Below are 12117 nucleotides of genomic sequence, written 5' to 3' on the forward strand. Positions count from 1 at the left end.
AAGCGGTGAGCGCTTTCGCACTCACCGCTTCTTGTTCTAACCGGATCGCTGGGGCTGATCAGTAGCCGCCGCGGCTGCCGCCGCCACCACCACCACCGTAGCTGCCGCCACCGCCGGAACGGCCACCGCCGCCACCGCCGTAGCCGCCGCCACCACCGGAGCGGCTGCCGCCACCACCGCCGTAGCCGCCGCCACCGCCGGAGCGGCCACCGCCGCCACCACCACCGCCGTAGCCGCCACCACCGCCGCCGCCGAAGCCACCACCGCCGGAGCGGCCGCCACCGCCGCCGCCGAAGCCGCCCGGACGCTCTTCGCGCGGACGGGCTTCATTGACGACCAGCGCACGGCCGTCGAGGGCCTGGCCGTTCATGCCGTTGATGGCCGATTGCGCTTCGGCATCCGAGCCCATCTCCACGAAGCCGAAGCCCTTGGAGCGGCCGGTGTCGCGGTCCATCATGACCTTGGCGGACGAGACAGTACCGAATTGTGCGAATGCTTGTTGGAGATCGTCGTCGCGAACGCTGTAGGCGAGGTTGCCGACGTAGAGTTTATTGCCCATGGAGAGCGCCTTTCTTTCCTGAAGTCACGAGAACCATGTGGAGCGTGTACCCATCCTGAACCATTCAAGTGAAGGCGCTGCTTCCAGACACAGAATTTTGATTATCGAGTAATTGCGCGAAGCGGTGCAAATTGTGGAAACCCCTTGCAAGCCGAGGGAAACGAAAAGTGTTGTCGTGAACACACGCATAGCCAGTCTTGTGCCCAGCCTGACCGAGCTCGTCGTCGCGCTCGGCCTCGGTCCGCGCCTGGTCGCGCGCACCGGCTTCTGCATCCATCCGGCGGCCGTCGTGCGGGATGTGCCCAAGGTCGGCGGCACCAAGGCGGTGAACCTCGACCGGCTGCGGCGCCTTGCGCCCACCCACGTCCTCGTCAACGTGGATGAGAACCGGCACGACATCGTGCCGGCGCTGCACGAGATGGGTGCGCAGGTCATCGTGACGCACCCGTGTGGTCCCGAGGACAACCTCGCGCTGGTCGACCAGCTCGCCGCGGTGTTCGGCCACGAGCCGGGCGTGCACGACCGCGCACGGGTGCTGCGCGAGGCCTTGCAGCACGAGCTAGGGGAAACCCGTGGTGAAGAAAGTCTGTTGCCTGGCTTGCGGTGCCGCGTGCTCTATCTGATCTGGCACGACCCGTGGATGACGGTCGCGCGCGACACCTACCTGTCACGCATGCTGGCGCGCATCGGCTGGCACACCGAGCCGGCGCTCGACGGCGGCCCGCACGGCGCGGCGCGCTACCCGGTGGTGCGCGGCGACGAGCCCTGGCTCGCGCAGGTGGAGCGCGTGCTGTTGAGTTCGGAGCCGTTCATGTTCAAGGACCGACACCTGGCGCTGGCGCAGGCGCTGTGCCCGCAGGCGCGCGTGCAGCGGGTCGACGGCGAGTTGCTGAGCTGGTACGGGCCGCGCGCGGTGCCGGGGCTGCGCTACCTGCGCGAGCTGGGCCGCAGCTGAAGTCAGAATGCCGCATGGACATCTACAAGCCGCTGATCGCCCTGCTCGCCATCGTGAACCCGATCGGCGTGATCCCGTTCTTCATCCACTTTACCGGTGGTTTCACCCGCGAACAGCGCCAGCGCACGATCCGCGTCGCCGCGTTCAGCGCCTTCATCGTGATCGCGGTCAGCGCGGTGGCCGGGTTGAGGATCATCGAGTTCTTCGGCATCTCGCTGGCGTCGTTCCAGGTCGGCGGCGGCACGCTGCTGCTGATCTCGGCGCTGCAGATGCTGAACGCGCAGCCGGCCGAGACGCGGCAGGAGGATGTGACCGAAGGCAACACCAAGGTCGATGCCGGCGACAGCATCGCGGTGGTGCCGCTGACCATTCCGCTGCTGACCGGCCCGGCCACCATCTCGACGATGGTGATCTATGCCGACAAGACGCGGCATTGGTGGGAGATCGCGGTGCTGGTCGGCTACGGCGTGGTGATCGGCATCGCCGTGTGGCTGGCCTTCAGCGCGTCCGGCCGCATTGCGCGGGTGCTCGGCAAGACCGGCATCAACGTGATGACGCGGCTGATGGGGCTGATCCTCGCGGCGCTCGCGGTCGAGGTGATGTCCGACGGACTGGTGAAGCTGTTCCCGATCCTCGCGAGCAGCATCCACTGAGCCGACTTCACCGCGACTTCATGGCGCCTTCAACGGTGCTGGCCACAGTGCGGCGCTTCAACTCCTGGAGCCCGCATGAAGCCCCACCCGCTGTTCGTCAAGGCGGCCGCCATCGGCGCGATCGCCGTCCTGTTGTCCCTGGCCCTGGGCCGCATCGGTGCCCTGGTCGATGAACGCCAGAGGCGCCTCGCCGAGGCCGAACAGAACGTCGAGGAGAGCCAGGCCGGCCGGCAGGCGCTGCTCGGGCCGCTGCTGCGCACGCGCTGCACCGAGTCGTGGGACGTGCAGTACGGCCATGGCGCCGCTGCCCGCAGCGGCGTCGAGACGCGCGAGTTCATCGTCACCAGCGTGCCGGCCCGGCTCGACGTGACCGCCACCGCGACGATGGAGCCGCGCTGGCGCGGCCTGTTCAAGGTCAACACCTACGGGCTGCACGCCGAGATGGAGGCCGCCTGGGCACCGGTGCGGCCGGCGCTGCGGCATGCGAATGGGCGGCTGCAGTGCGAGCCGCCGGTGCTGCAGGTCGAGGTGACCGACCCGCGCGGCATCCGGCGCGCCGACGTGCGCGTCGGCAGCGACCTGCTGGTGGTGCAGCCCGGCACCGGCGACGAGAAGCGCCCGCAAGGCTTCCAGGCGCGACTGCCCGACGGCTGGCTGCGCGCCGCCGTGCCGGCGCCGGTGAAGCTGTCGCTCGACCTGACCGGCACCAGTGAGCTGGGCCTGGTGCCGGTGGGGCGCGAGAACCACATGACGCTCGCGGGCAACTGGCCGCACCCGTCGTTCGGCGGCCGCTTCCTGCCGACGCGGCGCGAGGTGCGCAAGAACGGCTTCGATGCCACCTGGGATGTGTCCGCGCTCGCCACCGGCGCGGCGACCGACCTGTCGGGCGAGGTCGCGGTGTCGACGGCGGTGCCGCTGACGGCGGCCGCCGTCGCCGGGTCGCCCGACGAGGTGCGCGGGGCTCGTCCGTCCGGCCAACCCGAGGCGTTCAGCGTCGCCTTCATCGACCCGGTCAACCCCTACTCGCTGAGCGACCGGGCGATCAAGTACGGCCTGCTCTTCATCGGCCTCACCTTCGTCGCGGTCGCGATGGTCGAGCTGCTGCTGCGCCGCCGCGTGCACCCGGTGCAGTACCTGCTGGTGGGTTGCGCGATCAGCCTGTTCTTCCTGCTGTTGCTGAGCCTGTCGGAGCACTTCCCGTTCGCCGCGTCGTACGCGGTGGCGGCGGGGGCCTGCGTCGCGCTGCTCGCCTTCTACGGGCGCCACGTGCTGGGCGGCTGGCGCGAAGGGCTCGGCTTCGGGGCCGGCATCGCCGGGCTCTATGGCGCGCTGTACACGCTGCTGCAGATGGAGCAGACGGCCCTCGTGATCGGCTCGGTGCTGCTGTTCGTGGTGCTTGCCGCGGTGATGGTCGCGACGCGCCGCTTCGACTGGTACGGCGTCACTGCGCCGCGCTGAGGCCGTCCGGGCGGCGGGTACCATGCCGCACCATGAATGTGCTCAGCTTCGACAGCTTCGGTGCGCCGGATGTGTTGCGCTATCGCCCGCATCCCGACCCGGCGCCGGGGCCCGCCCAGGCCCTGGTGCGCACCCGCGCGATCGGGCTGAACTTCGCCGACGTCTACCGGCGCAAGGGCACCTACCACCTGGCCGGCTCGCCGCCGTACATCGCCGGCTATGAAGGCGCCGGCGAGATCGTCGCGGCGCCGGCCGGCAGCGGCTTCGCGCCCGGCGACCGCGTCGGCTTCGCCGACATGCCGTTCGCCAACGCCGAGCTGGTGGCGGTCGACCTCGCGAAGCTGATCCCGCTGCCCGACGACATCGGCTTCGACACCGCGGCGGCCGTGCTGCTGCAAGGCCTCACTGCGCAGTACCTGGTGCGCGACAGCCACGCGCTGAAGGCCGGCGAGCGCGTGCTGGTGCATGCCGCGGCCGGCGGCGTCGGCGGGCTGCTGGTGCAGCTGTGCAAGGCGCTCGGCGCCCGCGTGATCGGGCTCACGTCGAGCGAGGCCAAGGCCGCGCAGGCGCGCGAGGCCGGCGCCGATGCGGTGGAGCTGTATTCGCAGGACTGGGTGGCCGCGGCGCAGGCCTTCGCGCCGGGCGGCGTCGACGTGGTCTACGACTCGGTCGGGTCCACGCTCGCGCAGAGCCTGGCCGCGGTGCGCACCGGCGGCCACGTCGTCTTCTACGGCATGGCCGGCGGCGACCCGGCGCCGGTCGACCCGCGCCTGCTGATGGACACCTCGAAATCCCTCACCGGMGGCGACCTGTGGAACGTGCTGACCAGCGCCGACGAGCGCCGCAGCCGGGCCGGCGAGCTGTTCGGCTGGGTGCGCAGCGGCCGGCTGCGCGTGCCGGTCGACTCGCGCTTCGCGCTGGCCGACGGTGCGCAGGCGCATGCCCGCCTGGAGAGCCGTGCGTCGACCGGCAAGGTCCTGCTGATTCCCTGAGCCCCCCCCGATGCGCGAGATCACCTACGACTACATCGTCTGCGGCGCCGGCACGGCCGGCTGCCTGCTGGCCAACCGGCTGAGTGCCGACCCGACCAAGAGCGTGCTGCTGATCGAGGCCGGCGGCAACGACGACTACCTGTGGATCCACATCCCGGTCGGCTACCTCTATTGCATCGGCAACCCGCGCACCGACTGGCTGTTCCACACCGACGAAGACCCCGGCCTGAACGGCCGCTCGCTGCGCTAYCCRCGCGGCAAGRYGCTGGGYGGCTGCTCCAGCATCAACGGCATGATCTACATGCGCGGCCAGGCRCGCGACTAYGACCACTGGGGCGCGCTCGGCAACCCCGGCTGGAGCTGGCAGGAGTGCCTGCCCTTCTTCAAGCAGCACGAAGACTTCCACAAGGGCGCCGATGAATTCCATGCCGCGCCCGGCTTCGACCGGACCGGCCAGCGCGCGGGCGGCGAATGGCGGGTCGAGAAGCAGCGCCTGCGCTGGGAGATCCTCGACGCGTTCGCGCAGGCGGCGCAGCAGGCCGGCATCCCGCACAGCAACGACTTCAACCGCGGCGACAACGAAGGCGTCGGCTACTTCGACGTCAACCAGCGCAGCGGCATCCGCTGGAATGCGGCCAAGGCCTTCCTGCGGCCGGTGCTGCGCCGGCCCAACCTGCAGGTGTGGACCGGCGCGCAGATCGCGCGCGTGCTGGTCGAGCCCGGGCCGAGCGACGGTTCGTGGGATGGCCAACCGCAAGCCAACGGCGTCGAGGTGATCCCGCAGGGCGGTGGCGAGCGCGTGCGCGCCCGCGCGGCGCGCGAGGTCATCCTGTGCRCCGGCGCGGTCGGCACGCCGCAGCTGCTGCAGCTGTCGGGCATCGGCCCGCGCGCGCTGCTGCAGCAGCACGGCGTGATGGTGATGCGCGACGCGCCCGGCGTCGGCGGCAACCTGCAGGACCACCTGCAGGTGCGGGCCGTCTACCAGGTCGATGGCGTGCGCACGCTGAACACGATGGCCAATTCGCTGTGGGGCAAGGCGATGATCGGGGCCGAGTACGTGTTCCGCCGCAGCGGGCCGATGAGCATGGCGCCGTCGCAGCTCGGGGCCTTCACGCGCAGCGATGCCGCGCAGCCATTCGCCAATCTGCAATATCACGTGCAGCCGCTGTCGCTCGATGCCTTCGGCCAGCCGCTGCATCGCTTCAACGCCTTCACCGCGAGCGTGTGCAACCTGAACCCGACCAGCCGCGGGCGCATCGACATCCGAAGCGGCGATGCCGCCGTCGCGCCGAGCATCCGCGCCAACTACCTGAGCACCGACGAAGACCGGCGCGTCGCGGCCGATTCGCTGCGCGTCACGCGCCGCATCGTCGAGCAGGCGGCGCTGGCGCCCTACCGCCCGAAGGAGATCAAGCCGGGCGTGCAGTTCCAGTCCGACGATGAACTCGCGCGGCTGGCCGGCGACATCGGCACGACGATCTTCCACCCGGTGGGCACCGCGAAGATGGGCCCTGCCAGCGATGCCGACGCGGTGGTCGATGCGCAGCTGCGGGTGCACGGAGTCAAGAAGCTGCGCGTGGTCGATGCGAGCGTGATGCCCACCATCACCAGCGGCAACACCAACTCGCCGACGCTGATGATCGCCGAGCGCGCCGCCCAGTGGATCCGCGAGGAAGCGGCCCGCACGTGACGCTCGCCCTCGCCATCAACGCCTGCGTCAACCTGATCGTCGGCTGGGCGCTGCTGCTCGCCTGGCGCAGCGACCGGGCGCAGCTGTTCTCGCGCGACCTCGGCTGGGCGTTCGCGAGCCAGGCGATGATTCCCGCCGCCTACCTGATGCAGGCGCAGAACGACGGTGTCGTCGCGGCGCTCGGCACGGTCGTGATCGTCGGCGTGTCGGCGCTGTACCTGTCGCTGCTGCTGGTCGGCAGCGCCCGCCTGGCCGGCCGCATGCCGAGCCGCGCCGAGGCCTTCGCGCTCGGCGCGGTGCTGCTGCTGGTGGCGGCGCTGCTGGTGCCGCTGAACGTGCAGGCGGCGCAGGCGGTGAGCGCGAGCCTGCACGTCGCCGCCGGCCTGGTGGCCACCATCTGGCTGTGGCGGCATGGCGGCTCGGAGCGCCTGGCCGGGCTGCTGCTGATGCTGCTGGGCATCAACCAGTTCACCTTCGTGTTCTTCGGCCCGGCCGGCATCACGCTGCAGGCGACGGTGGCGGCGATGCTGCGGCTGACGCTCGGCCTCGCGCTGCTGCACGCCGCGGTGCGTCGCTCGAATGAAGAATCGCGCCGGCTGCGCGACCGCTTCCTGCAGCTCACCGAGCATTCGCACCAGGGCGTCGCGGTGGTGCGCGGCGAAGACCTGCTGTACGCCAACCCGGCGCTGCTGAAGATCTACGGCCTGAGCGCGCTGACCGAGGTGCTGACGCTGTGGCGCGAGGCGACGATGCCGCCCGAGGAGCGCGAGCAGGCGCGCGACCGCCACCGCAAGATCATCGCCGGCGAGTTGCGGCAGGCCAGCTGGCAGGGCATGCGCTACCGCTTCGACGGCACGCCGATCCAGCTGCGCTTCAGCGCCTGGCGCATCGACTGGGACGGCCGCCCGGCCGAGCAGGTGGTGGTGACCGACGAGACCGCGCAGCACGACGCGGCACAGGCCATGCTGTACCAGGCGACGCACGACGAGCTGACCGGCCTGCCGAACCGCGTCGCGCTGCTGCAGCGGCTGCGCGACCTGTGCGGCGCGGAGCTGCCGACGCCGTTCGCACTGGTGCTGATGGACGTCGACCGCTTCAAGCTCTTCAACGAGGCGCATGGCCCGTCGATCGGCGATGCGGTGCTGCGCTCGCTGGCGGCCGCGTTGCAGAAGGCGCTGGCGGGGCGCGCCGAGGTGATGCGCCTGGGCGAGGACGAGTTCGCGCTGCTCGCGCCGGGCAGCGAGAGCGACCGCACCGCGCACAGCGTCGCGCAGGCGGTGCGCCAGATGCTGATGCAGCCGCTCGCGTTGCCGCAGCACGAGTTCTTTCTCGACGTGTCGATGGGCATGGCGACCTACCCGGCCACCGCGCGCGAGCCCGAGGCGCTGCTGCGCGCGGCCAATGCGGCGATGCACGAGGCCAAGCGCACGCCGGGCACTTCGGTGCAGTTCGCCGAAGAGCGCTTCGAGCGCGGCTCGGGCGCGTCGCTCGATGCCGAGCAGGCGCTGCGGGCGGGCATGAAGAACGACGAGTTCTGCCTGGTCTACCAGCCGAAGGTGGATGCGCAGAACAAGACGCTGGTCGGCTTCGAGGCGCTGGTGCGCTGGGACCGGCCGGGGCTCGGGCGCATCAGCCCGATGGAGTTCATCCCGGCGGCCGAGCGCACCGGGCTGATCGGGCCGCTCGGCAACCTGATCCTGACGCAGGCCTGCCAGCAGATCTCGGAGTGGCGCGGCGCGTTCGGCAAGACGGTGCCGGTGGCGGTGAATGTGTCGCCGCTGCAGCTGCTCGACCCGGGCTTCCCGGAGCTGGTGCTGCGCACGCTGCGGCACTTCGACGTGCCGCCGGGGCTGCTGACGCTGGAGATCACCGAGAGCGCGGCGGTGACCTACATGGAGCAGGCGCGCGAGCAGATCCGGCAGATGCGGGCGCACGGCATCGAGGTCGCGCTGGACGACTTCGGCACCGGCTTCTCGTCGCTGAACATGCTGCGCAGCCTGCCGCTGCGCACCGTGAAGATCGACCGCAGCCTGATCGACCCGATGCCGGCGCCGGACGCGACCGCGGTGGTCAAGGCGATCTGCGACCTGGCCTCGGCACTGCGCCTGGACGTGGTGGCCGAAGGGGTCGAGACGCGCGAGCACGCGCGGGCGGCGACGGCCGCCGGCTGCGACGTGCTGCAGGGCTACCTGTATGCGCGGCCGCTGTCGCCGGAAGACGCCGCGCGCTGGCTGGGCGAGATGCGCAGCCCGGATGCCAATCCGGGACCCTCTCTCACGCCCCCCTGAGGCCCGGGTCAGAGCTTGTAGTCGAGCGACACCGCGACCGTGCGCGGCGCGCCGTAGATCGCGCCGTAGGCCAGCCCGGTGATGTACTTCTTGTCGAACACGTTGTTGACGTTCAGCCGCACGGTGGCGGCGGGGGTCAGCTCATACGCGGCGAAGGCGTTGGCCACCAGGAAGGCGCCCTGCTTCGCGCTGCCGTTCTTGCTCACGTCCGACTGCCAGCGGCCGCCCGCGCCCACGCGCAAGGCCGGCAGCGCCGGCAAGCGGTGGTCGATGCGGAAGTTGACGGTGTTGCGCGGCACCCATTCGTAGATGGCGTTGCCGTCCGGGCCGGTCAGGATCAGGCGGGTGTAGCCGAAGGTCAGCTTCGTGTCGCGCGCGACGCGGCCGGTGGCTTCGAATTCGTAGCCCTTGGACGTCACGTCCTTGCCCTCGTACCACGACTGGTTGTAGCGCGGGTCGTCGGTGGGCACCTCGGTGATGGTGCCGGCGTAGGTCGCCAGGCCGTTCTGCTTGGCGGTGAACACGGCGAAGGTCGTCAGCAGCGCCTTGTCGAGCCACTCGGCCTTCACGCCGAGCTCGGCGTTGACGCCCTTCATCGGGTCCAGGTATTTGCCGTTGTAGTCGGTCTGGTCCTGGTTCTGGAAGATGTTCGAGTACGACACGTAGCCCAGCAGGTCGGGCATGAAGTCATAGGTGAGACCGACGTAGGGGCTCGTCTCCTTCGTCACCGGATAGTCGGTGTTGGTGGCCGTGGTGCCGTAGATCGACGCGCCTTCGCGCGCGAGGCGCACCGCGTTCACACCCACGACGCCCTTCAGCGAATCGGTCAGCGTGAGGTGCGAGGCCGCGTACACGCGGGTCAGCGTCTGCTCGCCGCGGGTGCTGGGCAGGCGCGGGCCCCACGCCGGTTCGGGGAACGCGTCGTCGCCGTACGGGAAGGCCGGCAGCGACGGCAGGTTGCCCAGGTCGGTCGACGGGGCGAAGGCGTCGACGGAGGTCTTCTCCCGCGACTGGCTCACGCCGACCAGCAGGCTGTGCTTGCGTCCGAAGGCGGAGAACTCGCCGTTCAGGCTGACGTCCAGCACGTGGTTGTCCGCGCTGCCTTCGCTGCGGTAGGGCCAGCCCACCAGGCCGGTGTTGTCCGGGTTCAGCACACCGGTCGGCGAGTACGCGTACAGCAGGCGCGTCGACTCGTTGCCGTGCCGGAAGTTGTAGGTGGCCTTGGCCTCCCAGTCGGGGGTCAGGTGATGCGAGTACTCGGCGAACGCGTTGTAGGACTTGTTGTTCCAGTAGGTCCACTTCTGCGAGGTGGACGAGCCGACGTCGAAGTCGGCCTGCGTGCCGTCGGAGCGCAGCAGCGTCAGCGAGCCCCACATCGGCGAATCCTGCTTGGCGTCGACGGCGGTGACGCCCAGCGTCAGCACGCCGTCGGTGCCGATCTGGCCGTCGACCACGCCGTAGAGGGAGGTGCGCTCGTTGTGCAGGTTGCGGATCCAGGAGTCCTTGTCCTCATGGGCGACGACGAAGCGGCCGGCCCAGGAGCCGTCCTCGGCCAGCACCTTGTTGTAGTCCAGCGCCACGCGCTTGAGGCCGTAGGAGCCGAGCGTCACGTTGGCTGCGCCGCCGTCCTCGTTCTTCGGGCGCTTGCGCACGTAGTTGATCGTGCCCGACGCGTTGCCCACGCCGGTCAGCAGCCCGTTGGCGCCGCGGATCAGCTCGATGCGCTCGAACAGGAAGGTGTCCTCGCGGCCGACGACGGTGCCCCAGGAGTTGGTCATGCCCAGGCCGTCGACCTGCGTCAGCTGGATCTCGAAGCCGCGCGCATTGAAGGTCGCCCGGTTGGTCTCGTACTGCTCGACATTGATGCCGGTGGCCAGGCCCAGTGCCTCATTGCTGCCGGTCAGGCCGAAATCGGCCATCTCGCCCTGGTCGATGGTGCTGATGGTCTGCGGCGTTTCCTTCACGTCCATCGGCAGGCCGGTGGCGCCCTTGGAGACGCGGTGCACGCGCTTGCCGGTCACGGAGACCTTGTCGAGTGCGGCTTCCGGCGGCTTGGTCTCTTGCGGCCTGGCGTCTTGCGCACGGGCATCGCCCAGGGCCAGGCTGGCGGCGATGGCGCAGGCCGTCATCAGGAAGGGGTGGTTCACGGGTACTTCTCCAAATGCGTTGGACGCCGCGTCTTGTCGGGCAGGGCTGCGCCACGCGGGCCGATGCCGGACGCGTGCTGTCGTGGTGGCGGTGGGTTGGGGTTGCCCGCGGCTCGTCCCGCAATGGGGATGGCGGCTTGCCGGCGCTCCTGGCGGGCAAGTCTACAGGCTAATAAGAATTGTTCTCAACAAAGCGCTTTGAAGCGCAGGCCCGTGTGTTGTCGGCGCGACGCTGGCCTGATGCCGATCAATGCGCCGGTGGCCGGACCAGCAGCACCGGCACCGGCGAGCTGCGCAGGATCTGCTCGGCATCGCTGCCCAGCACCCAGCGCCCGATGCCGCGGCGGCCGTGCGTGCCGACCACGACGAGGTCGGCCGGCCATGTGCCGATCTCGTCGACCACCACGTCAGCCAGCCGGCGCTGCATCGTCTCGAACAGCGCGACCTCGGCGGGGACGCCGGCCGCCTCGGCGCGTGCCTTGCCCCGGGCCAGCACCTCGTTGCCGGCGCTCTTCAGCACGCCCGCCACATCGCCCGCGTAGCCGCCGAAGCCGGTCGCGAAGCTCAGTTCGTCGACCATGTGGATCAGGCGCAGCGTGGCACCGGTCAGCTTCGCGAGGCGGATCGCTTCGTCGAGGCCGCGGGTGGAGGTGTCGCTGCCGTCGACCGGGACGAGGATGTGTTGGTACATGGAGGGACCCGCGGGGTTGGGGGCTCGCGTCAGTTCCCCGAATATGCCTGCTTGAGCCCGAGGTGCTCGGCAAAGGGAAGGAAATCCCTGTCCGCGTGGAGCAGCATCAATCCGTCTTCGATGCACCGGGTTGCAATCAGCGTGTCGATGGTCTTCCGGATGGTGATGCCCATGGCGCGCAGAGTCCTGTAGTTCGCGGAAGCCTTCACCGCCAGGCCGTAGCCGACCAGATCGATGTGATCGAAGGTCTCCAGGGTCTGCTTCACCAGCTTGAACTCGCGCTCGCTGCGAACTCCCTGCAGGACTTCCGCCGCGATCAGGTCGCCCACGGCCACGGGGCTGCGCCCGAGGACCGAGTCCAGAAGCGCGACCTGCGGCGTGTCCGCCGCGCGAAAGTAGTCGATCCAGACGCTGGAGTCGACCAGGATCACCGGTCCGTCCTCATGGATTCCAGGTCACCTTCCCAGGTGATCTTTCCCTTGAGTTCGCGGGCTTTCTCCTGCGCACGAAGTCGCACCAGGGTTCGCAGGCCCAACTCCACGGCCTCGCGCTTGGTCTTCGCGCCCGTGGCCTTCAAGGCGTCCTTCATGAGCTTGTCGTCGATCTCGATGTTCGTTCGCATGATGTGTATCCGCCAGGAATTCCTTACACAGCGTAGCACCTCTGCGGGGATTCTTCACCTGA

General features: G+C 69.8%; 11 protein-coding genes. 6 read left to right on the forward strand and 5 right to left on the reverse strand.

Annotated elements, in window-relative coordinates; all coding sequences use genetic code 11:
- Positions 1 to 58: 58 nt before the first annotated feature.
- On the reverse strand, positions 59 to 559 hold the full coding sequence (rbp, locus tag AC1D12_RS00335) for an RNA-binding regulator (protein ID WP_047503813.1): 501 nt from the start codon (positions 557 to 559) through the stop codon (positions 59 to 61).
- 175 nt (positions 560 to 734) lie between these two features.
- On the opposite strand from rbp, the gene AC1D12_RS00340 reads away from it, so the two are divergent.
- The 6 genes from AC1D12_RS00340 to AC1D12_RS00365 all read left to right on the forward strand — a co-directional run bounded on the left by AC1D12_RS00340 (position 735) and on the right by AC1D12_RS00365 (position 8595).
- The gene (locus tag AC1D12_RS00340; RefSeq protein ID WP_465110112.1) at positions 735 to 1514 is read left to right on the forward strand and encodes a helical backbone metal receptor; all 780 of its coding nucleotides are present in this window, start codon (positions 735 to 737) and stop codon (positions 1512 to 1514) included.
- Positions 1515 to 1528: 14 nt separating this feature from the next.
- Positions 1529 to 2167 (forward strand): MarC family protein, encoded by a 639-nt coding sequence (locus AC1D12_RS00345; protein ID WP_047503815.1) that lies wholly within the window; start codon positions 1529 to 1531, stop codon positions 2165 to 2167.
- 75 nt (positions 2168 to 2242) lie between these two features.
- Positions 2243 to 3625, forward strand: a complete 1383-nt coding sequence (creD, locus tag AC1D12_RS00350; RefSeq protein WP_477824625.1) for a cell envelope integrity protein CreD — start codon at positions 2243 to 2245, stop codon at positions 3623 to 3625.
- A gap of 32 nt (positions 3626 to 3657) precedes the next feature.
- Entirely contained in the window at positions 3658 to 4617 is a 960-nt protein-coding gene (locus AC1D12_RS00355; RefSeq protein ID WP_477824624.1) for a quinone oxidoreductase family protein, read from the forward strand.
- A 10-nt stretch (positions 4618 to 4627) separates the two neighbouring features.
- Complete coding sequence (locus tag AC1D12_RS00360; RefSeq protein ID WP_477838342.1) at positions 4628 to 6307, forward strand: GMC family oxidoreductase; 1680 nt, start codon at positions 4628 to 4630, stop codon at positions 6305 to 6307.
- Entirely contained in the window at positions 6304 to 8595 is a 2292-nt protein-coding gene (locus tag AC1D12_RS00365; RefSeq protein ID WP_477824622.1) for a putative bifunctional diguanylate cyclase/phosphodiesterase, read from the forward strand. Before AC1D12_RS00360 ends, AC1D12_RS00365 begins: the two co-directional genes overlap by 4 nt.
- 8 nt (positions 8596 to 8603) lie before the next feature.
- Here the strand turns inward: AC1D12_RS00365 and AC1D12_RS00370 are convergent, their stop codons facing one another.
- From AC1D12_RS00370 to AC1D12_RS00385, 4 genes are all read right to left on the reverse strand, one after another.
- Positions 8604 to 10742, reverse strand: a complete 2139-nt coding sequence (locus AC1D12_RS00370) for a TonB-dependent siderophore receptor (RefSeq protein WP_477824621.1) — start codon at positions 10740 to 10742, stop codon at positions 8604 to 8606.
- Between the two features lie 247 nt (positions 10743 to 10989).
- Positions 10990 to 11433, reverse strand: a complete 444-nt coding sequence (locus AC1D12_RS00375; RefSeq protein ID WP_477838344.1) for a universal stress protein — start codon at positions 11431 to 11433, stop codon at positions 10990 to 10992.
- A 29-nt stretch (positions 11434 to 11462) separates the two neighbouring features.
- Positions 11463 to 11864, reverse strand: a complete 402-nt coding sequence (gene vapC, locus AC1D12_RS00380) for a type II toxin-antitoxin system VapC family toxin (RefSeq protein WP_477824619.1) — start codon at positions 11862 to 11864, stop codon at positions 11463 to 11465.
- On the reverse strand, positions 11861 to 12055 hold the full coding sequence (locus AC1D12_RS00385; RefSeq protein WP_477824618.1) for a type II toxin-antitoxin system VapB family antitoxin: 195 nt from the start codon (positions 12053 to 12055) through the stop codon (positions 11861 to 11863). The genes vapC and AC1D12_RS00385 overlap by 4 nt, the downstream gene beginning before the upstream one ends.
- Between the last annotated feature and the right edge of the window lie 62 nt (positions 12056 to 12117).

The sequence above is a fragment of the Rhizobacter sp. P1_G5 genome (genome assembly GCF_056405435.1).